20 protein-coding genes and 1 riboswitch are annotated in these 22,104 nt (G+C 72.2%); of the genes, 4 read left to right on the top strand and 16 right to left on the bottom strand.

Going from position 1 to position 22,104, the window contains the following annotated elements; genetic code table 11:
• Positions 1-72: 72 nt before the first annotated feature.
• The gene (locus AB0947_RS35710) at positions 73-1,944 is read left to right on the top strand and encodes an AAA family ATPase (RefSeq protein ID WP_366754542.1); all 1,872 of its coding nucleotides are present in this window, start codon (positions 73-75) and stop codon (positions 1,942-1,944) included.
• 69 nt (positions 1,945-2,013) lie between these two features.
• Here the strand turns inward: AB0947_RS35710 and AB0947_RS35705 are convergent, their stop codons facing one another.
• From AB0947_RS35705 to AB0947_RS35660, 10 genes are all read right to left on the bottom strand, one after another.
• A complete protein-coding gene (locus AB0947_RS35705) occupies positions 2,014-3,087 on the bottom strand; it encodes a hemolysin family protein (RefSeq protein WP_366754541.1) in 1,074 nt (357 codons plus the stop codon).
• Positions 3,084-4,418: a hemolysin family protein gene (locus AB0947_RS35700; RefSeq protein WP_366754540.1), complete on the bottom strand. Its 1,335-nt coding sequence runs from the start codon at positions 4,416-4,418 to the stop codon at positions 3,084-3,086. Before AB0947_RS35700 ends, AB0947_RS35705 begins: the two co-directional genes overlap by 4 nt.
• 164 nt (positions 4,419-4,582) lie before the next feature.
• Complete coding sequence (locus tag AB0947_RS35695; protein WP_366754539.1) at positions 4,583-5,053, bottom strand: PH domain-containing protein; 471 nt, start codon at positions 5,051-5,053, stop codon at positions 4,583-4,585.
• A gap of 14 nt (positions 5,054-5,067) precedes the next feature.
• Positions 5,068-5,916 (bottom strand): ATP phosphoribosyltransferase, encoded by an 849-nt coding sequence (gene hisG / locus AB0947_RS35690; protein WP_366754538.1) that lies wholly within the window; start codon positions 5,914-5,916, stop codon positions 5,068-5,070.
• A 55-nt stretch (positions 5,917-5,971) separates the two neighbouring features.
• Entirely contained in the window at positions 5,972-6,244 is a 273-nt protein-coding gene (locus AB0947_RS35685; protein WP_007491392.1) for a phosphoribosyl-ATP diphosphatase, read from the bottom strand.
• A gap of 34 nt (positions 6,245-6,278) precedes the next feature.
• On the bottom strand, positions 6,279-6,764 hold the full coding sequence (gene ribH / locus AB0947_RS35680) for a 6,7-dimethyl-8-ribityllumazine synthase (protein ID WP_132786606.1): 486 nt from the start codon (positions 6,762-6,764) through the stop codon (positions 6,279-6,281).
• Positions 6,765-6,787: 23 nt separating this feature from the next.
• Entirely contained in the window at positions 6,788-8,110 is a 1,323-nt protein-coding gene (locus AB0947_RS35675) for a bifunctional 3,4-dihydroxy-2-butanone-4-phosphate synthase/GTP cyclohydrolase II (RefSeq protein WP_366754537.1), read from the bottom strand.
• The gene (locus AB0947_RS35670; protein ID WP_366754536.1) at positions 8,107-8,748 is read right to left on the bottom strand and encodes a nicotinamide mononucleotide transporter family protein; all 642 of its coding nucleotides are present in this window, start codon (positions 8,746-8,748) and stop codon (positions 8,107-8,109) included. Before AB0947_RS35670 ends, AB0947_RS35675 begins: the two co-directional genes overlap by 4 nt.
• A complete protein-coding gene (locus AB0947_RS35665; RefSeq protein WP_366754535.1) occupies positions 8,745-9,350 on the bottom strand; it encodes a riboflavin synthase in 606 nt (201 codons plus the stop codon). Before AB0947_RS35665 ends, AB0947_RS35670 begins: the two co-directional genes overlap by 4 nt.
• A gap of 163 nt (positions 9,351-9,513) precedes the next feature.
• Positions 9,514-9,644: riboswitch (FMN riboswitch) on the bottom strand.
• Positions 9,645-10,001: 357 nt separating this feature from the next.
• Positions 10,002-11,357, bottom strand: coding sequence for an ROK family transcriptional regulator (locus AB0947_RS35660; protein ID WP_366754534.1), 1,356 nt, complete (start codon positions 11,355-11,357; stop codon positions 10,002-10,004).
• Between the two features lie 140 nt (positions 11,358-11,497).
• On the opposite strand from AB0947_RS35660, the gene AB0947_RS35655 reads away from it, so the two are divergent.
• A complete protein-coding gene (locus AB0947_RS35655) occupies positions 11,498-12,709 on the top strand; it encodes an MFS transporter (RefSeq protein WP_366754533.1) in 1,212 nt (403 codons plus the stop codon).
• Here AB0947_RS35655 and AB0947_RS35650 read toward each other — a convergent pair.
• Together AB0947_RS35650 and AB0947_RS35645 are read right to left on the bottom strand one after the other, a co-directional pair.
• Positions 12,669-13,127: a thioesterase family protein gene (locus tag AB0947_RS35650; RefSeq protein WP_366754532.1), complete on the bottom strand. Its 459-nt coding sequence runs from the start codon at positions 13,125-13,127 to the stop codon at positions 12,669-12,671. The genes AB0947_RS35655 and AB0947_RS35650 overlap by 41 nt on opposite strands.
• 107 nt (positions 13,128-13,234) lie before the next feature.
• Positions 13,235-14,503 carry an alginate lyase family protein gene (locus tag AB0947_RS35645; RefSeq protein WP_366754531.1) on the bottom strand — a complete coding sequence of 423 codons (1,269 nt, stop codon included), beginning with the start codon at positions 14,501-14,503 and terminating at the stop codon, positions 13,235-13,237.
• 146 nt (positions 14,504-14,649) lie between these two features.
• On the opposite strand from AB0947_RS35645, the gene AB0947_RS35640 reads away from it, so the two are divergent.
• Positions 14,650-16,050, top strand: coding sequence for a solute carrier family 23 protein (locus tag AB0947_RS35640; protein ID WP_366754530.1), 1,401 nt, complete (start codon positions 14,650-14,652; stop codon positions 16,048-16,050).
• A gap of 76 nt (positions 16,051-16,126) precedes the next feature.
• Entirely contained in the window at positions 16,127-16,813 is a 687-nt protein-coding gene (locus tag AB0947_RS35635; RefSeq protein WP_366754529.1) for a DUF5995 family protein, read from the top strand.
• Positions 16,814-16,888: 75 nt separating this feature from the next.
• On the opposite strand, the gene AB0947_RS35630 is transcribed toward AB0947_RS35635, so the two are convergent.
• The 4 genes from AB0947_RS35630 to AB0947_RS35615 form a co-directional block, all read right to left on the bottom strand.
• Complete coding sequence (locus AB0947_RS35630; protein ID WP_366754528.1) at positions 16,889-18,601, bottom strand: NAD(P)/FAD-dependent oxidoreductase; 1,713 nt, start codon at positions 18,599-18,601, stop codon at positions 16,889-16,891.
• Between the two features lie 47 nt (positions 18,602-18,648).
• Positions 18,649-19,437, bottom strand: coding sequence for a carbon-nitrogen hydrolase family protein (locus tag AB0947_RS35625; RefSeq protein ID WP_366754527.1), 789 nt, complete (start codon positions 19,435-19,437; stop codon positions 18,649-18,651).
• A gap of 304 nt (positions 19,438-19,741) precedes the next feature.
• Positions 19,742-20,194, bottom strand: coding sequence for an Lrp/AsnC family transcriptional regulator (locus AB0947_RS35620; RefSeq protein WP_366754526.1), 453 nt, complete (start codon positions 20,192-20,194; stop codon positions 19,742-19,744).
• Between the two features lie 27 nt (positions 20,195-20,221).
• Positions 20,222-21,709: an amino acid permease gene (locus tag AB0947_RS35615; protein ID WP_366754525.1), complete on the bottom strand. Its 1,488-nt coding sequence runs from the start codon at positions 21,707-21,709 to the stop codon at positions 20,222-20,224.
• Between the last annotated feature and the right edge of the window lie 395 nt (positions 21,710-22,104).

Here is a 22,104-nt window from a genome sequence, read left to right as displayed (position 1 = left end):
GGTTCGACCGCGGCGGCCGTCGGGCGACCGCCCGGTGGTGAACCACGGGGACACGGTCTGTGGGGGGACGTGATGGACTTCGGCACGCAGGGCCCCGAGGCCCCGGCCGACCTCGCCTGGCTGCGGGGTGTGGACGCCTACACGATGGGCGCCTATCCGCAGGCGGAGGAGGAGTTCCGCACCGCGGTGCGGATGGACCCGGGCATGGCGGACGCCTGGCTCGGGCTGCACGCGCTCCGGGTCGACACGACCACCGCGCTGCTGCGGATGTTCCGGCACCGCGACCGCTTCGGCGAACAGCGCGCCCGGCACCGCCGCAGCCTCAACTCCTGGTACTGGCTGGGCTGGTGGGTGCAGCCGGTGCTGGAGAGCCCGCGCGATCTGCTGCTGGCGCACGCCTCCCACTGGCTGGACGGCCGCCATGTGCCCGAGCTGGACCGCGCCCTCGCCGGACTGCCCCCGGTCGACGCCGACCCGCAGGTCCGCTTCCTGCACGCCTGCCGCGCCTATCTGGTCAAGGACTGGGAACAGCTCGTCCGGCACACCGATCCCCTGCTGGACGACCCCCTGCTCGGCATCGAGGCCGGCCTGTTCGGCGGCATGGCCCGCATCCGGCTGGAGATGTACGGCCAGGCCGAGCCGCTGCTGTCGACGGCGTTGATGCGCTGCCGCAGCGAGCAGCCGCAGCGCAAGGAGCTGCGCTACTGGCTGGCGAGGGCGCACGAGGGAACGGGGCGCTCGGCCGCCGCGCTCCCCCTGTACCGGGCGGTGCACCGGGTCGACCCGGCCTTCATGGACACCGCCGCCCGGCTCGCCGCGATCTCCGAGGGCGACGGGTACGACGAGACGGCCGACTACGCCGCGATCACGCTGACCGGCGCGGGGCAGGACGTGGTGGACGGACCGGACGCGTTCGATCCGCTGTTCGGTACGGAGGGCCGCGATCTGCGGCTGCCGGAGCCCGATCTGCCGACCGGGCCGCTGCCGTCGGTGGCCGGCCCCTCGGTGCGGACCAAGACGGGCATGCCCGGGGTGTCGACCGCGCCGATCCCGGCCGGGCCCACCGACCCCGCGTTACTGGAGGAGGCGCTCGCCGAACTGGAGCGCATGGTGGGACTCGAACCGGTCAAGCGCCAGGTCAAGGCGCTGTCGGCGCAGTTGAACATGGCGCGGCTGCGGGCCGGGCAGGGGCTGCCGGTCCAGCCGCCCAAGCGGCACTTCGTCTTCTCCGGCCCGTCCGGCACGGGCAAGACCACGGTCGCGCGGATCCTCGGCCGGGTGTTCTACGCGCTGGGGCTGCTGGGCGGGGACCACCTCGTGGAGGCCCAGCGCGCCGACCTCGTCGGCGAGTACCTGGGGCAGACCGCCGTGAAGGCCAACGAGCTGATCGACTCCGCGATCGGCGGGGTGCTGTTCGTGGACGAGGCCTACTCGCTGTCCAACTCCGGGTACGGCAAGGGGGACGCGTACGGCGACGAGGCCCTTCAGGTGCTGCTGAAGCGGGCCGAGGACAACCGGGACCACCTGGTGGTGATCCTGGCCGGCTACCCGGAGGGCATGGACCGCCTGCTCGCCGCCAACCCCGGGCTGTCCTCCCGTTTCACCACCCGGGTCGACTTCCCCTCCTACCGGCCGCTGGAGCTGACCGAGATCGGCAAGGTGCTCGCGGCGGAGAACGGGGACCTGTGGGACGAGGAGGCGCTGGACGAGCTGCGGTCCATCGCCGGGCACGTGGTCGACCAGGGGTGGATCGACGAGCTGGGCAACGGGCGGTTCCTGCGGACGCTGTACGAGAAGAGCTGCGCGTACCGGGACTTGCGGTTGTCGGTGTACGCCGGTCCGCTCACGCGGAACGACCTGGCGACGCTCCGGCTGCCGGACCTGATGCAGGCCTACGGTGAGGTGCTGTCGGGGCGGGGGCCCCACGATCCGTCGGGTATGTGAAGCGCCCGAAGGGGCGCGGGGAGCCGCGCGACCGGCCGGCGGCCACACAGCTCCCCGACACCACCCGAGCTAGCCGGCGAGCGCCTCCTCCGGCTCCCCGCTCACCCGGGGCTCCGGCATCTCCCGGTGCGCCGGGTCCCGGACCTCGCCCACCAGCATCTCCAGCACGTCCTCCAGGGCCACCAGGCCGAGCACCCTGCCGGTCGCGTCCGCCACCTGGGCCAGGTGCGTGGCCGCCCGGCGCATCACCGTCAGCGCGTCGTCCAGCGGCAGCTCGGCGCGGAGCGTGGCCATCGGGCGCCACACGTGCTGCGGGACGGCCCGGTCGGAGTCCTCCAGGTCGAGGACGTCCTTCACGTGCACGTACCCCATGAACGGGCCCTTCTCGCCGGCCGCGACCGGGAAGCGGGAGTATCCCGTGCGGGCGGTCAGCTCCACGATCTCGCCCGGGGTGACCGCCGGGGTCACCGTGACCAGGGTCTCCCGGCGCAGCAGGACGTCCGTCACCGGGCGCGAGCCCAGCTCCAGGGCGTCCTCCAGGCGCTCCTGCTCCTCCGGGTCGAGCAGGCCGGCCTGGCCGGAGTCCTCCAGGAGCCGGTTGAGCTGCTCGGTGGTGACGACCGCCTCCACCTCGTCCTTCGGCTCGACCCGGAACAGCCGGAGGATGCCCTGGGCGCAGGCGCCGAGGGCCACCGTGATCGGCCTGCACAGGCGGGCGAACCAGACCAGGCCCGGGCTGAGCCACAGCGCGGCCTTCTCCGGGGCGGCCATCGCGAGGTTCTTCGGGACCATCTCGCCGATGACCAGGTGGAAGAAGACGACCGCGGCCAGCGCGATCACGTAACCCAGCGGGTGGATCACGCCGTCCGGGAGGTGGATCCACGCGAACACCGGCTCCAGCAGGTGCGCCACCGTCGGCTCGGCGACCGCGCCGAGCGTCAGGGAGCAGACGGTGATGCCGAACTGCGCGGCGGCCATCATCTGCGGCAGGTGTTCGAGGCCGTACAGCACCTGCCGGGCCCGGGCGGTGCCGAGCGGTTCGATCTGGCTGCGGCGGACGGAGACGAGCGCGAACTCGGCGCCGACGAAGAAACCGTTGGCCAGCACGAGCAGCGCCGCGAAGACCAGTTGGAGGACGCTCATCGGGCGGCCTCCATCACGTTCGCCACCGGGGCCGTCCTGACCAGGCGGACCCGTTCGGCGCGGTAGTGGCCGACCTGGCGGACCGAGAGCCGCCAGCCGGGCAGCTCGGCCCGGTCGCCGGGGGCCGGAATCCGGCCGAGCAGGTCGGCGACCAGGCCGGCGACGGTCTCGTACGGCCCCTCGGGCACGTCGAGGCCTATGCGCTGGAGGATGTCGACACGGCAGCTGCCGTCCACGTCCCAGGCGGGCCTGCCGTCCTCGGGCGGGGCGGGGGCCAGCTCGGGCACGTCCTTGGCGTCGTGCTCGTCGCGGACCTCGCCGACGAGTTCCTCGACGATGTCCTCCAGGGTGACCACACCGGCCGTGCCGCCGTACTCGTCGACGACGACCGCGATGGGCTGCTCGCTGCGCAGGCGGGCGAGCAGGGGCTGGACCGGCAGGGTCTCGGGGACCAGGAGCGCCTTGCGGGCGATCCGGCTGACCGGCGTACGCAGCCGGTCGTGCACGGGCACCGCCAGCGCGTCCTTGAGGTGGGCCATGCCGACGATCTCGTCGATCTTCTCCCGGTAGACGGGGAAGCGGGACAGGCCGGTGGCCCGGGTGAGGTTGACGACGTCCTCGGCGGTGGCCGAGTCCTGCAGCGCGCTCACCTTCACGCGCGGGGTCATGACGTGCTGCGCGGTCAGCTCGCCCAGGGACAGGGTGCGCACGAACAGGTCGGCCGTGTCCTGCTCCAGGGCCCCGGCCTGGGCGGAGTGCCGGGCCAGGGAGACGAGCTCGCCGGGGGTGCGGGCGGAGGCCAGCTCGTCGGCGGGTTCCACGCCGAGGGCGCGGACCAGCCGGTTGGCGACCGTGTTCAGCGCCGAGATCACCGGGCGGAACAGACGGGCGAAGCGGTGCTGCGGGGCGGCGACGAAGCGCGCGACCTGAAGCGGCCGGGACACCGCCCAGTTCTTTGGCACGAGTTCGCCGATCACCATCTGGATCGCGGAGGCCAGCAGCATGCCGACGACCACGGCGACGCCGGAGGCGGCGCCCTCGGGGATGCCGAGCGCGGCGAACGGGCCGCGCAGCAGCTCGGCCAGGGCCGGTTCGGCGAGCATGCCGACGACCAGCGAGGTGATGGTGATGCCGAGCTGGGTGCCGGAGAGCTGGAAGGACAGCTCCTTCAGCGACTCCACGACCGTGCGGGCGCGGGTGTCGCCGTCGGCGGCGGCCTTCTCGGCCTCCGGACGCTCGACGGTCACCAGGCCGAACTCGGCGGCCACGAAGAAACCGTTGGCGAGAATCAGCAGGAACGCCGCTCCGAGGAGCAGCAGGGGGATGGTCACGCTGCCACCGCCTTCCCGTTCCGTCGGGCAGGGGTGGCGCAGGTACTACAGGACGATCCGTCCATCGCCGGAGGGAGTCACTCCTCGGGTAGCAGGAACCCCTGTGCACCGGGCGGCACGCAGGGGCGGAGGCGCAGCGAAACGCCCTCCGTCTACCAGATTAATCAAGATCTGGGCTCATGCGGCAGGGCGGAGGGCGCCGAGTGGGCCTCGGCGAGCGCGCGCAGGGCCTTGGCGTCGGCGATCGCACGCTGCTTGGCGATGCCCGGCTGGATGCCGAGCGCGGGCAGGCTGGTGCCGTCGCTGAGGTCGAGGAACACCCACGGGTCACCCGGCCGGAGGTTCACCCGGAGGATCTCCGCCCAGGCCAGGCGGCGCTTGCCGGCGATGTTCACGACGGTGACGCCGGACTCGTCGGCGACCACCTTCACCCGGGCGAGCTGGGCCAGGGCCCAGAAGATCAGCGCCCCGGTGACGACGAAACTGAGCCGCGAGCCCGGGCCGAGATGCTCCAGCAGCAACCCGATGCCGGATATCACCAGGAAGATCACGACCCCGGCGGTGAGCAGGATCGCCCGGGTGTGTCCCGGCCGGAAGGTGACGGGGAGGCGGGGCGGAGGGGTCAGGTCGGACATCTCGGGCGTACCTCTTACAGGCGGCAGGCGTGGATGGCCGTGGTCAGGATGGCGCGGGCGCCGATGGCGTAGAGGTCGTCCATGATCCGCTGGGCCTCCTTGGCGGGGACCATGGCGCGGACCGCGACCCAGCCCTCGTTGTGCAGCGGGGAGACGGTCGGGGACTCCAGGCCGGGGGTGAGCGCGACGGCCTTCTCCAGCTGTTCGACCCGGCAGTCGTAGTCCATCATCACGTACGTGCGGGCCACCAGGACGCCCTGGAGGCGGCGCAGGAACTGCTGGACCTTCGGTTCGTCGGCGTCGGCGCCGGTGCGGCGGATGACGATCGCCTCGGACTTCATGATGGGCTCGCCGAAGACCTCCAGGCCCGCGTTGCGCAGGCTGGTGCCGGTCTCGACGACGTCGGCGATGACCTCGGCGACACCCAGTTCGATCGCGGTCTCCACGGCGCCGTCCAGGTGGACGACGGAGGCGTCGACCCCGCGGTCCGCCAGGTGCCTGTCGACGATGCCCTCGTACGAGGTGGCGACCGTCTTGCCCTTGAGATCCTCGATGCCGTCGGCCGTGCCGGGCTTGGCGGCGAAGCGGAAGGTGGAGCGGGCGAAGCCGAGCGGCAGGATCTCCTCGGCGTCGGCGCCGGAGTCGATCAGCAGGTCACGGCCGGTGATGCCGATGTCGAGGCGGCCGGAGGAGACGTAGATCGCGATGTCCCGGGGACGGAGGTAGAAGAACTCGACCTCGTTCTCCGGGTCGACGATGCGCAGCTCCTTGGACTCGCGGCGCTGCTGGTAGCCGGCCTCATGCAGCATCTCCGCCGCAGGGCCGGACAGTGAACCCTTGTTGGGGACGGCGATGCGCAGCATGAGGTCGGCTTCCTTTGTGTGAAGGGGTTTTCCACGGCTGTGTGCGGCGGGCGGCTCAGAGGTGGGCGTAGACGTCGTCCAGGGAGATCCCGCGGGCGACCATCATCACCTGGACGTGGTACAGCAGCTGCGAGATCTCCTCGGCAGCCGCCTCCTTGCCCTCGTACTCGGCGGCCATCCAGACCTCGGCGGCCTCCTCGACGACCTTCTTGCCGATGGCATGGACGCCCTTGCCGACCAGCTCAGCGGTGCGGGAGGTGGCGGGATCGCCGTGGGCGGCCTTGTGCTGGAGCTCGGTGAAGAGCTCCTCGAACGTCTTCTTGGACATGGTGCTGCCCACCCTACGCGGTCGGGTCCGCTCCTCAGTGCCAGGGTTCGGATACCGAGCGGAGCGTGGCCGCGGTCGCGACGGCGGCGGTCACCGCCTCGTGGCCCTTGTCCTCGTTCGAGCCCTCCAGTCCGGCCCGGTCCAGGGCCTGTTCCTCGGTGTCGCAGGTGAGCACGCCGAAGCCGACGGGCACGCCGGTCTCGACGGACACCTGGGTGAGGCCCTGGGTGACGCCCTGGCACACGTAGTCGAAGTGCGGGGTGCCGCCCCGGATGACGACGCCGAGGGCGACCACGGCGTCGTAGCCGCGGCCCGCGAGGACCTTGGCGGCGACCGGCAGCTCGAAGCTGCCGGGGACCCGGATCAGGGTCGGCTCGTCGATGCCCAGGTCGCTCAGGGCGCGCAGGGCGCCGTTCACCAGACCGTCCATCACCTGCTCGTGCCACTGCGCCGCGATGACGGCGACCCGGAGGTCGCTCACATTGCGTACGGACAGTTCCGGTGCACCCTTGCCGCTCACGTCTCTCCTCAGTGCTTTCGTGCTTACTGGTTGCCGCAGGTGGTCGCGGACGCGGCCACCGGAGCCGACACGGCGGGCGTGTCGAGCCAGGGCAGGTCGTGCCCCATCCGGTCCCGCTTGGTGCGCAGGTACCGGAGGTTGTGCTCGCCGGCCTGGACGGGCATCGGCTCGCGGCCGGTGACCTTCAGGCCGTGGCGCAGCAGCGCCTCGGTCTTCTCGGGGTTGTTGGTCATCAGCCGGACGCCCCGGACGCCGAGGTCGGCGAGGATCCGCGCGCCGGCGCCGTAGTCGCGGGCGTCGGCGGGCAGGCCGAGTTCCAGGTTGGCGTCCAGGGTGTCGTGGCCCTGTTCCTGGAGCGCGTAGGCGCGCAGCTTGGACAGCAGGCCGATGCCGCGTCCCTCGTGTCCGCGCAGGTAGACGACGACGCCCCGGCCCTCGGCCTGGATGCGTTCCAGGGCGGTGTCCAGCTGGGGGCCGCAGTCGCAGCGCAGCGAGCCGAAGACGTCGCCGGTGAGGCATTCGGAGTGGACGCGGACCAGGACGTCCTCGCCGTCGCCGATCTCGCCGTGGACGAGGGCGACGTGTTCGACGCCGTCGGCGGTGGACCGGTAGCCGTAGGCGGTGAAGGTGCCGTGCCGGGTGGGCAGACGGGTCTCGGCCTCGCGGCGGACGGTGGGCTCGCTGCCGCGGCGGTAGGCGATCAGGTCCGCGATGGAGATGATCGTCAGGCCGTGCTTGCGGGCGAACGGGATCAGTTCGGGCAGCCGCAGCATCCGGCCGTCCTCGCCGGCGATCTCCACGATGGCGCCGGCCGGGCGGAGCCCCGCGAGCCGTGCGAGGTCGACGGCGGCCTCGGTGTGGCCGTTGCGCACGAGGACGCCGCCGGGCCGGGCGCGCAGCGGGAACACGTGGCCGGGGCGGACGAGGTCGGTGGGTTCCGCCGTGCCGCTCGCCAGCAGCTGGAGCGTCGTCGCGCGGTCGGCGGCCGAGATGCCGGTGGTCACGCCGTGGGCGGCGGAGGCGTCCACCGAGATGGTGAACGCGGTCTTCATCGACTCGGTGTTGTCCTGGACCATCTGCGGCAGCCGCAGCCGGTCCAGCTCCTCGCCCTCCATGGGCGCGCAGATCAGGCCCCGGCATTCGCTCATCATGAAGGCGACGATCTCGGGGGTCGCCTTCTCGGCGGCGATGACGAGGTCGCCCTCGTTCTCCCGGTCCTCGTCGTCCACGACGACCACCGGGCGGCCCGCCGCGATGTCGGCGATGGCCCGTTCGACCGGGTCGAGGGCGAAGTTCTCGATGTCGTCGGTGTCGTCGGTGTCGTACAGCGGCGGTGCCGAGGTCATGCCGGGGCTCCTTCCAGTGCGGGCTGCGGGCCCCGGCGGGAGCGCAGCCACCAGTCGCGCATGCCCCACAGGACGAGTGCGCCGTAGATGACGTAGACGAAGCCGGAGAAGGCGTAGCCGTTGGCGAAGTTGAGGGGGACGCCGACGGCGTCGACGAGCAGCCAGGCGATCCAGAACTCGACCATGCCCTTGGCCTGCGCGTACATCGCGACGACGGTGCCGACGAAGATGTAGGCGTCGGGCCAGGGGTCCCAGGAGAGCTTCGGGTAGGCCGTGAAGAGCAGGGCGACGGCGACCGTGCCGGCGGCGGCCGCGGCGAGCATGGCGGCGCGCTCCCGCCAGGTGGCGAAGCGGGGGGCGATGTGGCCGTCGCCCGCACGGTCCTTGGTCCGCTGCCACTGCCACCAGCCGTACAGCGCCACGGCCATGACGACGACCTGCTTGCCGGCGCTGCCGGTCAGGTGGCCGTAGAAGGCGCCGAACAGGACGAGGCCGGACAGGAACTGCACGGGCCAGGTCCACAGGGAGCGGCGCCAGCCGAGGGCGAGGGTGATCAGGCCCAGGATGTTGCCGGTCATGTCGGACCAGATGATGTGCTGGCCGAAGAGGGTGAACGCCTCGGAGTTCAACCAGTTCACCTGCCGGCCCCCTGTCCGCCCGCGAGCAGCCGCTCCACGTACTTGGCGATGACGTCGACTTCGAGGTTGACCGGGTCGCCGGGCTGCTTCACACCGAGCGTGGTCAGGGCGAGGGTGGTCGGGATGAGGCTGACGGTGAAGTAGTCGGGGCCGGCCTCCACGACGGTGAGGCTGATGCCGTCGACGGTGATGGAGCCCTTCTCCACGACGTAGCGGGAGAGGTCCGCGGGGAGGGAGACCTTCACGATCTCCCAGTTCTCGGAGGGCGTGCGGGCCAGGATCTCGCCGGTGCCGTCCACGTGTCCCTGCACGATGTGTCCGCCGAGGCGGGCGCCGACGGCGGTGGGGCGCTCCAGGTTGACGCGGGAGCCGAGGGTGAGCGCGCCCAGGCTGGAGCGCTTGAGCGTCTCGGCCATGACGTCGGCGGTGAATTCGTCGCCCTCGTGCTCGACGACGGTGAGACAGACCCCGTTCACGGCGATGGAGTCGCCGTGGCGTGCGCCCTCGGTCACGACGGGGCCGCGGAGCCGGAAGCGGGAGGAGTCGCCGAGGTTCTCGACGGCGGTGACTTCACCCAGTTCTTCGACGATTCCGGTGAACACTTCCCGGGTCCTCCTGCCTCTTCGGGCACGGACTCCGGGGCCTGTCGATGACGACAGAAAGGGACGGATGAGCACACACCGGGGGCGTCGCCGACAGGAACGCGTCCACGCACGGACGCGTCCGGGTACGGCGGCGCGCACACGGAAGACGCATGCCCGCCCGCCGCGCACTGCCTCCCATCCGGACTTTAACCGTCGGTCCAGGAATTTCACCTGGTCAACCGGCCGCTGGAAGCGACCGGGTCGCGGACTGTAACCGCCGGTTCGGACTTTCACCGACCCCGGAGTGCGCTGCTTCTGGTACAGGGCCAGTGTGCCACGACCGGCACGCGTCCATGTGAGTGACGGATGTGGGGTCGCTCACAGTGCGTGCCGCCGCCCTTGCGCGGCGCGGCCACCCTCGCCAACTGGCGGTCACGCGAGGAGCGTTGACCAGGTACGGACCATTGACCGCACTGGTCTAGTCCTTTTAGGGTGCGGTCGGGCCCGGCGGCGGTGACGACGGCCCTTGCCCGCCGCCGGGCCGCCACCGCGCCGGGTACGGGCAGCGCACGAGCCCCCTGGGGCCAACTCCACGACCCGCTGACGGACATGGGCCTGTCCTGGCGCTTCGTCACCGTCGAGCGGCTCGGCCGGGAGCCCTCCGGAGTGTCAGCGGCCCGGGCGCTCGGGGGGCGCGAACAGTTCGTCCTGGGCCCGTTCCCGGGCGGTGAGGAGCGCGCCGCGGAGTACGGCCGTCCCGCCGAGGCTGCTCGCCCGCACCTCGGTGACCAGCGGCGACATCCGGCGCAGCCGCTCCTCCACCAGCCCGGCCAGCATCGCGCCCCCGGCCTGGCCGACCTCCCCGCCGAGCACCACGCAGCCGGGGTCCAGAACGGCCACCACGGATGCGGCGCCGACGGCGATCCGGTCCGCGAGGACACGGAGGAAACGGGCGGCGGGGTCCGGCTCGGCGTCCGCACGCCCCGCCCTAGGCCTCTCCCCCGAGGCGTTCGGCCGCTGCACATCCACGTCCCCCGGCCGCGCCGCGAGCACTGCCCCACTCCGCCCCGCCACAGGCATCACCCCGCCCGGCACCGCCATCGGCACCGCCTCCCCCGCCTTCCCGACCTGCGCCACCGCGGCCCGCACCGCCTCCGCCGCCCCGGGGCCGTCCGGTGCGGCAGGGGTCGGCAGGCCGCACTCGGTGGCCAGGGACGCGACCGCCGCCGCGCCGGTGAGGGAGTGGAAGCCGCCGGCGCAGTCGGTCCCCGAGGGCAGGGTGGGGGTTCCCGGGACCGGCAGGAAGCCGATCTCGCCGGTGCCGCCGGAGGCCCCGCGGCGCAGGCTGCCGTCCAGGACGACCGCGGCGCCGACACCGTGGCCGAGCCAGAGCAGGACGAAGGTGTCCCGGTCGCGCGCGGCGCCCTCGCGCTGTTCGGCCAGGGCGGCCAGGTTGGTCTCGTTCTCGACGGTCACCCGCGCGCCGGGCAGCCGGTCGTGGAGGGTGGCGGCCAGGCTGCGGTGCCAGGCGGGCAGCCCGGCCGAGTCGCGGAGGTCCCCGGTGGCCGGGTCGATCAGGCCCGGCGCGCCGATGCCGACGGTGTGCAGCCGGTCGGCGCCGGCCTCCTTCGCCGCGCTCTCCACCGCCGCGACCGCCTGCTCCACGGCGGGCCCGGTCCCGGCATCGGGGCCGATCGGCACGGACGCCTCGGCGAGCACCCGTCCGACCAGGTCGGAGACGAGGACGAAGACGCCCTCGGTGCGGACGTCGAGCGCGGCGAGATGGGCGCGGTCGGCGACGATGCCGTAGAGCCGGGCGTTGGGGCCCCGGCGCTGCTCGCCGGTCTCGCCGACCACCGTGATCAGCCCCGAGGCCGTCAGCCGGTCGACCAGGTCGGCGACCGTGGGCCGGGACAGACCGGTCAGCTGCTTCAACTGCCCCGCCGTGAGCGGGCCTTCCTGCTGCAACAGCCGCAAGGCCAGCCGGTCGTTGAGGGCCCGGGCGGTGCTGGGTGAGGCAGGCATGACGGGAATCCTCCCAGATCGCGTGGCGTGGCCAGGCTTGATGTCCGCTATCTATCAGGCAGGGTTCCTGATAGTTTACGGCGCGTCGCACTGGGGCGGCGCCTACGGGGCCGGGCACTCCCGGGGAGGGGAACAGGATCATGAGTGACGTGACGCGTGCGGGCGACGAGGTCAGGCGCGCCCGGTACGCCGTGGCGGCCGTCTTCGCCGTGCACGGCGCCGTGACCGGCTCGTTCGCGACGCGTGTGCCCTGGGTCCAGGACCACACCTCGCTCGGTGCGGGCCAGTTGGGGTTCGCCCTGGCCTTCACGGCGCTCGGCGCCTCGTGCGCGATGCCGCTGGCGGGCGGGATCACCCACCGTTTCGGCAGCCGCGCGGCCCTGCGCGGGCTGCTCGCGCTGTGGACGCTGTCCCTGATCCTGCCGTCGGTCGCGCCGAACCTGGTCACCTTGTGCCTGGCGATGTTCGTCTACGGCGCGAGCGCGGGCATGGCCGATGTCGCGATGAACGCGCTCGGCGTGGAGGTCGAGCGGCGGCTCGGCAAGTCGATCATGTCGGGGCTGCACGGCATGTGGAGCGCGGGCGCCCTGATCGGCTCGGCGGCCGGCACCCTCGCCGCGCATCTCGGCGCGGACGCGCGCGTGCACTTCGCCCTGGCGTCGGCCGTCCTCACCCTGCTCGGCCTGGTGTTCTGCACCTGGGTGCTGGACCTCCAGCCCGCCGAGGACGAGGAGCCGCCCCCGCGGTTCGCGCTGCCGCCGCGCTCCGCCCTGCTGATCGGCGCGGTCGGTTTCTGCGCGGTGTTCGCGGAGGGCGCGAGCCTGGACTGGTCGGCGGTGTTCCTGCGGGACCGGCTGGACAGTTCGGCCGGGCTGGCGGCGGCCTCCACGACCGGGTTCATGCTGACCATGGCGGTGGCCCGGATCGCCGGGGACGCGGTGGTGAACCGGTTCGGCGCGGTCCGCACGGTGCGCGCCGGCGGTGTCCTGGCCGGGCTGGGCGGGCTGCTGGTCGTGCTCGCCGGGCACCCGCTGGTGGCGATGGCCGGGTTCGCGCTGATGGGGCTCGGCATCGCGGTGGTCGTACCGCTGTGCTTCGCGGCGGCCGGGCACGCGGGCCCCAACCCCAGCCAGGCCATCGCGGGCGTGGCGACCATCACCTACACCTCGGGGCTGATCGCGCCGAGCCTGATCGGCGGGGTGGCCCAGGCGACCAGCCTGATGGTGTCGTTCGTGGTGGTGACGGCGCTGGCGTGCGGGCTCGCGGTGTGCGCGGGGGTGCTGCGCACCGCCGAGCGCGGCGGCGGCGAGGTCAGCCGGCGGGCCGCAGCAGTTCCCGACCCACGGCCCTGAAGGTCTCGCTCCAGGGCGCGGGGCGCAGGGTCGCCGCGTCCAGCCGGACCAGCACCCGGGTGCCCCGGGCGTAGGTCTCGGTCCCGTCGGCCGAGCAGAACCGGAAGCCGTAGGTGAGCCCGGTGGTGCCGAGCCGTTCCAGCCAGAGGTGGACGGCGTAGGTGCCGGGGCGGGTGACCGGCGCCTCGTAGCCGATGCGCAGTTCGCGGACCGCGTTGCAGGCGTCGCCGGCCGCCGCCCAGTCGCCGTCGAAGCGGACGCCGTGCGCGTTCCACAGCTCGGTCCAGGCGCGCTCGACCATCAGCGGGTAGCGGGCGTTGTGCAGCAGCCCGAGCGCGTCGAGGTCGTCGAAGTGGATGGTGACGGGGATCAGCCGGCCGTAGGAGACGGCGGGGGCGGTCGGGGCTTCGGCGGTCACGGGAAGGGCTCCTGAGCAGCGCGTTGGGGTGGCGACACCCCCGTACGCCACCATACTAAGCGACCGCTCAGGAGCCTGGCCGGGAAGCCCCCGGGGGCGGCGGGGGTTCAGCCCGCTATCGAGTCCAGCTGCTCGGCGGCGGGCCGCAGCGCCCAGAGGTCTCCCCCGGGCGGCGCCTCCAGCTTGGGCACGGCCGCCCTGGCCGACGGGTCACCGGCGTCGGCCGCGGCGTGCACCACGTCGGCCGCCGCGTAGCGGTGGAACTCCAGCTCGGGGTGCGGCCAGGCGGCGGCGCCGGTCGCGGCGGGCAGCAGGTAGCCGACCGCCTTGGACAGGCTCTGCCCGTCCGGTCCCGCGTAGCCCCACAGGTCCACTCCCACGTGCCGGCCGATGGCCGCGAGCCGGGTGTAGGCGACCAGGTCGAAGGTCGAGTAGTGCCAGCTGCGGGTGCGGGTCAGCTCCTGGGGCTGGCTGCCGTCGGCCGCGATCTGCGGGTCGATCCGCCTGGCGCGCGCGTCCAGCACGGTCCGCCGGGCGAGCGCGGTGTCGCCGGTGGCGTAGGCGAGGGCGGCGAGCTGCATGTCGTAGAAGGTGCCGTGGTTGTTGGCGGCCGCGCCCTCCTGCCGGCCGAAGTCGCTGTCCGTCAGCCAGTCGCGGAAGTCCTTGTTCCACCGGGTCATCGCGGTGCGGTCGGCGGCCGTCCAGCCGGGTGCGCCTGTGGCGAGGATCGCCTGTGCGTCCAGGACGCTGGTGTAGGACTGCGAGAAGTCGATGATGCCGATGGCCCGGCCGTCGTACCTGCACGGGATGAACTGGGCGTGGTCCAGGCCGGGGTTCATCCGGGTGGCCGGGTCGAGGAACCAGGTGCGCAGGATCTGCCCGGCCTTCTCGGCGTAGCCGCGCCTGCCGGTGTAGTACCAGGCGAGCGAGAGGTCGTACGACGCGTCGAAGACCTTCTCCGCGTCCTGCCGGTCGGTTCCGCTGTCGACCTCCGGATTGCGCCGGCCGTCGCGCTGGACGTACGGGCAGCCCCAGGGGTTGTCGGCGGTGGGAGCGGTCGTGGGCCACCAGTAGGGGGCCTGGCTCAGGTAGTCGTGGACGTCGCCGCCGGGGGCGGGCTTCGGCTTGTCGACGACCGTCCAGGGGCCCTGGTCCAGCCAGGCGTCGGCGCGGGCGGTCAGGTCCGCGAGGGCGCGCCGGAGCCGGGGGTCGTGGGGCAGGCGGGCCCGGGTCCGCTGGAGGCGGACGCCGTCGAGGACGGCGGTCCGCGGAGCCGCCGTGGACGGGGCCGGCGCGGCGTGGGCGGAGGGGACGAGCAGGGCTCCGAAGGCCACCACCGCGGTGAGGAGCGCGGCCGCACGGGGTCTTCCACTCATTCAGGCACTCCGATCTTCGTTCGACCCGATCAGCCGATCAGGTATGTGAACGCAGTTCATGAGGAGGACCGTGCGAGCGTAGAGCCGCCGGCTACCCCTGACAATGGTGCGGAACCTCTTCACGTACAGAGAAAGCGAAACCCCTCATGGATCTCGGCGTGCGCTGGAAGCTGCACGGTGACGGGCGCACGCCCGCGCCCGGAGCGGTGGTACGCCCCGACGAACGGCTGTCCTGGCCCCGCACCGTGGGCCTCGGCGCCCAGCACGTGGTCGCGATGTTCGGCGCCTCGTTCGTGGCCCCCGTGCTCATGGGCCTTGACCCCAACCTGGCGATCATGATGTCGGGCGTGGCGACCGTGATCTTCCTGCTCGCCACCCGGGGCCGGGTGCCGAGCTACCTCGGCTGCTCCCTGTCCTTCGTGGGCGTGGCCGCCGTCATCCGCGCCCAGGGCGGTACGAGCGCGACCGTGACCGGCGCGATCCTCGTCGTCGGCGCCGTGCTCTTCCTGGTCGGCCTCGCCGTGCAGCGCTTCGGGGCGCGGATCATCCACGCGGCCATGCCGCCGATCGTGACCGGCGCCGTCGTCATGCTGATCGGCTTCAACCTGGCCCCGGTGACCGCGTCCACCTACTGGCCGCAGGACCAGTGGACGGCCCTGCTGGTGATGCTCTTCACCGGACTGGCGGTGGTCTGTCTGCGCGGTTTCTGGTCCCGCGTGGCGATCTTCCTGGGCCTCGTGTTCGGGTACGGCCTGTCCTGGGCGTCCGACCGGGTCTTCGGCAAGATCCACTCGGTGGACGCGAGCGGCAAGGTCACCGACCACTGGCGCCTGGACCTCTCCGGCGTCTCCAAGGCCGACTGGATCGGCCTGCCGTCCTTCCACGGCCCGTCCTTCCAGTGGTCGGCGATCCTGGTCGCGCTGCCGGTCGTCATCGCGCTGGTCGCCGAGAACGCGGGCCACGTCAAGGCGGTCGGCGAGATGACCGGCGACCCGCTGGACGACAAGCTCGGTACGGCGATCTCGGCGGACGGCGTCGCCTCCATGCTGTCGACGGCCGTCGGCGGCCCGCCCAACACCACCTACTCCGAGAACATCGGTGTGATGGCCGCGACCCGCGTGTACTCCACCGCCGCCTACTGGGCCGCCGCCGGCTTCGCGCTGCTCTTCGGCGTCTGCCCCAAGTTCGGCGCGGTCGTGGCCGCGATCCCGGGCGGGGTGCTCGGCGGCATCACCGTCATCCTCTACGGCATGATCGGCCTGCTCGGCGCCCAGATCTGGCTCAACGCCAAGGTGGACCTGCGCAATCCGCTGAACCTGGTCCCGGCCGCCGCGGGCATCATCATCGGCGTCGGCAACGTCACCATGAAGTTCACCGACACCTTCTCGCTCAGCGGCATCGCCCTCGGCACGCTGGTCGTCATCACCGGCTACCACGCGCTGCGCGCCTTCGCCCCTGCCCACCTGAAGAAGCAGGGGCCGCTGCTGGACGAGGGCACGTCCTCCTACGACACCGGGACGGACGCCGGCACGCGCGCCGAGCCGTAGCCCGGCGTTCCCCCGTTCCGGCGAAGCACCGGGCCGGTCGGCACGCCGGCCGGCCCCGGGCTGGGACCCTTCCCCCATGGTGCAGCTGGAACACCTCACCGCCCCCGTCGACGCCGTGGTCGCCCGGATGCGCGCGCTGGACGCGGCGCTGCCCCCGCGGGACGGCGTCGCCGTGTTCAACCGGGTCTACCTCGCCGTCACCGAGGAGGTCGACCGGCGCCTGGACGCCGGGGAGTTCCCGGATCCGCGCGCGGCGACCACGCTGGACGTGCGGTTCGCCGAGCGCTATCTGGCGGCGGTGGACGCGGCCGCCGCGGACCGCCGCCCGCCCGCCTGCTGGCGGCCCCTGTTCCAGTTCCGCCGCCACCCCGGCGTACGGCCGCTGCAGTTCGCGCTGGCGGGCATCAACGCGCACATCGGGCACGACCTCGCCCTGGCCGTGGTCGACGCCTGCCGCACGCTCGGCTGTGAACCGGCCGACCTGGAGGACGAGTTCGACCGCGTGGGCGATCTGCTGGTGTCGCTGGAGGAGCGCATCCGCGAGGATCTGATGCCGGGCCCCGACCTGTTCCAGATCGCCGACCCGCTCACCCATCTGCTGGGCTCCTGGAGCCTGGAGCGGGCCCGGGACGCGACCTGGGCGGCGGCCCGGGCCCTGTGGGCGCTGCGGCACTGCGGCGACGTGGCCGGGGAGTTCACCGAGCGGCTGGACGCGGCGGTGGGGTTCGCGGGCCGGATGCTGCTGACACCACTGGCCGGCTGAGCTTCCGGCGCGTGGAGAAGGCGCGGGCGGCCGGAGTCCGTGGCCGGCCGCCCGCGCCCTGGTCGGTCCCCCGGGTCAGTCCTCGGGAAGCTCCACCGGCGCGATCTCGTCGTAGACGTCACCCGGGCCCGGGTTCGTCGCGTCGGTCTCGCCGCCGAAGTGGTGCATGACGCCCCAGACCGCGTTCAGCGCCGTCTGCACGGCACCCTCGGCCCAGCCGGCCGTCCAGGAGATGTCGTCGCCGGCGAGGAAGATGCCCCGCTTGTCCGCGGGCAGCCGGTCCTGCATGAAGTGCGTGAACAGGCGCCGCTGGTAGCGGTAGTGACCGGGCAGGTTGGCCTTGAACGCGCCCATGAAGTAGGGCTCGTTCTCCCAGGAGACCGTCACCGGGTTGCCGATGATGTGCTTCCTGATGTCGACCTTCGGGTAGATCTCGCCCAGCGACTTCAGCATGACCTCCATCCGCTCGTTCGCGGACAGCGGCAGCCACTTCAGGCTGTCGTCGCACCAGGTGTAGGACAGGCAGATCACGGCGGGCTTGTCCGGGCCGTCGTCCAGCAGGTAGGTGCCGCGGGTCATGCGGTCGGTGAGCGTCATCGACATGACGTCCCGGCCGGTCGGATTTCCCCTGTCGTCGACGGCCTTGTCCAGCCAGAAGGGCCGGTCCACGGGCACGAACAGCTTGCTGGACTCCATGTAGTGGGTGCGCTCGATCGCGGTCCAGTGGTCGATCGGGAAGAGCGAGTCGTCGCAGGCGATCTTGGACAGCAGCATCCAGGACTGGGCGGTGAAGATCGCCGCCTTGTAGGTGCGGATGTCGCCGTTCGCGTCGGTGACGGTGATCTGGTTGCCGGCGGTGCGGTGCAGCCGGGTCACGGCGGGCTTCGGCTCGCCGTCCACGTGCAGCGACTTCAGGGACGTCCCGTACGGCCAGTGGACGATCTTCTCCGGCTCGCGCTCCCACAGCCGCAGCGGGAGTTGCTGGGAGCCGCCGACGATGCCGCGGTGGTGGTCGTCGGCCTCGGTGTAGACGACGCGGAGGATCTCCAGGATGGAGTTCGGGAAGTCGGTGTCCCAGCCGCCGGTGCCGAAGCCTACCTGGCCGAAGATCTCGCGGTGCCGGAAGGACTTGAAGGCGTCGGAGTCGCAGAGGAACCCGTAGAAGGTCTGGTTGTCCAGCTTCTCGACGAGCTCGGCCCAGATCTCGCGGATGCGCGGGACGTCCCGCTCGCGCATCGCGCGGTTCATGTCGGAGAAGTCGGCGCCCTCCTCCAGGCACCTGTTCCAGGCGTCGGCGACGTCTCGGTACACCTGGGGCAGGTCGTCGATCGTCTCGGCGTAGTGCGACTCGCCCTTGAGGTCGACCACGGTGGACGGGGTCGCCTCGGCCAGGGGGTTCGGGAACGGCCTGGTCTCCAGGCCGACGAGGTCGATGTAGTGCTGGAGCGCGGTGGAGGACGGCGGGAAGCGCATCGCGCCCATCTCGGCGGTCAGCGAGTCGTCGCAGCCCTCGAAGCCGACCGTGCGGAGCCGGCCGCCGATCTGGTCGGCCTCGTAGACGACGGGCCTGAGGCCCATCTTCATCAGCTCGTACGCGGCCACGATGCCGGACAGGCCGCCGCCGATGACCGCGACCTCGGTGCCGTGCTCGGTCGCCGGGACCTGGCCGAGGCCCGCCGGGTGGGCGAGGAAGTCGTCGTAGGCGTAAGGGAAGTCCGGGCCGAACATGGTGATCGGCGGCTGCTGCTCGTCGGTGTGCTCGACGGCGTTGGGCACCGTGGACGTCATGGGGTACGGACTCCTTGCACGGGGTGGTTCGGGGGAAAGCTCGGGTGTCAGACGAGGGACCCGTACAGACCGGGGCGGCGGTCCTTCAGGTACGGGTTGTGCTCGCGGGAGGCGGCCAGGAAGGCGGGGTCGGCGTCGGCGAGCACCAGCTGCTCGGCACGGCCGGCGCGGGCGCGGGCGACACCGTCGGGACCGGCGAGGACGGAGAGGCCGACGAACTCGAACTCGCCTTCCCGGCCGGCCCGGTTGACGTAGGCGACGTACATCTGGTTCTCGAAGGCGCGCACCGGGATCATCGACTCGGCGACGAACTGGAAGGGGTGCATCTGCGCGGTCGGCACGACCAGGAGGTCGGTGCCGGCCAGGGCGTGGGCCCGGACGTTCTCCGGGAACTCGACGTCGTAGCAGATCAGCAGGCCCACGGTGAGGCCGTTCAGCTCGGCCTGGACGACCTGCTGCCCGCCCGGCGTGAAGTGGTCGCGCTCGAAGCAGCCGAAGAGGTGGGTCTTCCGGTAGTTCGCGAGCCGGGTGCCGTCGGCGGAGATCAGCTGGGCGGAGTTGAAGACCGCGTCGCCGTCGCGCTCGGGGTAGCCGTAGGCGAGGGCGAGGCCGTGCCGGGTGGCGATCTCGGCGATCGCGTCGGCGGAGTCGCCGTCGGCGGGCTCGGCGAGGCGGGCGATGTCGTCGCCGATCGCGTACCCGGTGAGGAACATCTCCGGTGCGGCCAGCAGCCCGGCGCCCGCGGCGGCGGCCCGGCCCGCGGCCTCGTCGAGGACCTTGAGGTTCTCGGTGACCGAGCCGGGGCGGCCGGAGCTCTGGAGCAGGGCGGTGCGCATGCGTGATCCTCACCGGAACGGGGGGTTTGGGGGGCCAGAAAGAAGGTATGTTCGGCGCGCTCGGCCGGACAAGGAGGAGCCGTTGCGCGCCGGTGCGGCATTCGTTGCGCCGGCAGGCGTCTGAGCGGCGATTCGTTGCGCGGGCGCCGGTGAGAGTGACGGGAGGAACACGGAAAAGGGCTCGGGGCGCCTCGTCGTCGGCCGGGTGCGGGTGGTCCGGGGTGCTCGCGCCGTTCCCCGCGCCCCCTCAGGGCGCTGATCCGCACCCGGTGACGACAAGGCGCCCCGAGCCGTGGTTTCGCTCCTATCCCGGCGCCCCGGAGGAGAACCTCCTGAGCAGCGGCGACAGCACCAGCACCGACTTGGTCCGCTCCACGAACGGCTCCCCGGCGATCCGCTCCAGGACCCGCTCGAAGTGACGCATGTCGGAGGCGAAGACCTGCGCGACGGCGTCCGCGTCCCCGGTGACGGTGGACGCGGCCACGACCTCCTGGTACCGCTCCAGCCCCCGCTGGATCGTCTCCGGCGAGGTGTTGCGCCGGCAGTAGATCTCGATGAAGCCCTCGGTCTCCCAGCCGAGCGCCGCCGGATCCACCCGCACGGTGAATCCGGTGATCGCTCCGGTGGCCCGCAGCCGGTCCACGCGCCGCTTCACCGCGGGCGCGGACAGGCCGATCATCTGCCCGATGTCCGCATAGGAGCGGCGGGCGTCCTCGGCGAGGGCGTGCACGATGCGTTCGTCGAGATCGTTCAGCACAGGGGGTCGTTCACTTCTTCGGTCCGGTCACTTCTCTGCCGTCACCGCGAGGGCGTCGTCGGTCGCGAGACGGGAACGGCGGTAGCCGTAGAGGAAGTAGAACACGAGCCCGGCGGCCATCCAGCATCCGAAGACCACCCAGGTGACGGTGTCGAGGCTGGACATGTTGTACGCGCAGAACAGGAAGCCCAGCACCGGCAGGACCGGGCCGAACGGCACCTTGAACGTGCGCTCCAGCTCCGGGCGCCTGACCCGCAGCACGATCACCGCGATGTTGACCAGGCCGAAGGCGAACAGCGTGCCGATGCTGGTGGCGTCGACGAGCTTGCCCAGCGGGATGAGGGCGGCGAGCGCTCCGCAGAAGAGGCACACGAGCACCGTGTTGAGGCGGGGCGCGCCGGTCTTCGGGTGGATCTTGCCGAGCGCCTTCGGCACCAGGCCGTCGCGGGCCATCGCGAAGAGGATGCGGGTCTGGCCGTAGAGCACGGTGAGCACCACGCTGGCGATGGAGATGACGGCGCCGAGCGCGAGCAGCGTGCCCCAGAAGGTCTGTCCGCTGACGTCGTTCATGATGCCGGCGAGGGACGCCTCGGAACCGTCGAACTTCTTCCAGTTCCAGGCACCCACGGCGACGGCCGCGACGAGCACGTACAGCGCGGTCACGATGATCAGCGACAGCATGATCGCCCGCGGCAGGTCCCGCTTGGGGTCCTTCGCCTCCTCACCGGCGGTGGAGGCGGCGTCGAAGCCGATGTAGGAGAAGAACAGCGTGGCACCGGCGGCGCTGACCCCGCTCATGCCGAGCGGCATGAAGTCGGCGTAATTGCCGGACTTGAAGCCCATGACGCCGATCACGCAGAACAGCACCAGCGCGGCGATCTTCACACAGACCATGATCGTGTTGGCGCGCGCGGACTCTCGCGCGCCACCGAGCAGGAGCACCATCGCCAGCAGGACGACGATCAGGGCCGGCAGGTTGATGATGCCGCCCTCGCCCGGCGCGGAGGACAGGGCGGCCGGGATGGTGACGCCGATGGTGCCGTCCAGCAGCTCGTTCAGGTACTCGCCCCAGCCGACGGCGACCGCGGCCACCGAGACGCCGTACTCCAGCACGAGACACCAGCCGCAGACCCAGGCGACCAGTTCGCCCAGCGTTGCGTACGCATACGAGTAGGAGGAGCCCGCGACCGGGATGCTGCCGGCCAGTTCGGCGTACGACAGGGCTGAGAACAGCGCCGTGAGACCGGCGATGACGAAGGCGAGGGTGACCGCCGGACCGGCCTTGGGCACGGCGTCGCCGAGGACGACGAAGATGCCGGTGCCGAGGGTGGCCCCGATGCTGATCATGGTCAGCTGCCACAGCCCGAGGGAGCGCCGAAGCTGCCCTCCCTCACCGTGGCCGCCCTCCGCGACCAGGCGTTCCACGGGCTTGCGACGCATGAGGCGCGCGGCGACGCCCGGGGACGCGGGGGCGGCCGGTATCTGGTTGTGCGGGGGTGCGCCTTGATCGAGCACGCGCTGGCTCCTTATCGCTGCCGGGGTCGGGCGGACCGGCATGAGCGCCGGCCCTCGTGGGCGGGAACCGGCGGAGCCTGCGAAGGCAGGGACCCACCGAGCGGGGTCCCCGCCACGCCACGTACTAGCGCAGCACCCTATGAGGCGGGCCTTCACGGGCGTAATGCAGCAACCTTGCGTATTCCCGCATGATCATTGCGTTCATCGGGGAGGAACGGCACATCGTTGCGCGCCACCCGCCGACCGTTGCACCCGCCTCCCGGAGGACCCGCCCCCGGCCGGCTCGCCCGGCGGCACGGACACGCCGGCGGCCCCCCGCGGGGGGGGGGGCGCCGCCCCCGCGGGGGGCTCGGGGGGCGGGGGCGGGGGGGAGTATAGGCGCCGGGTGGGGGATA

Source organism: Streptomyces sp. NPDC047841 (assembly GCF_040704085.1).
GTDB lineage: Bacteria > Actinomycetota > Actinomycetes > Streptomycetales > Streptomycetaceae > Streptomyces > Streptomyces argyrophylli.
The sequence above is the reverse complement of the archived record's forward strand: the minus strand, read 5'-3'. Positions and strand labels throughout refer to the sequence as shown.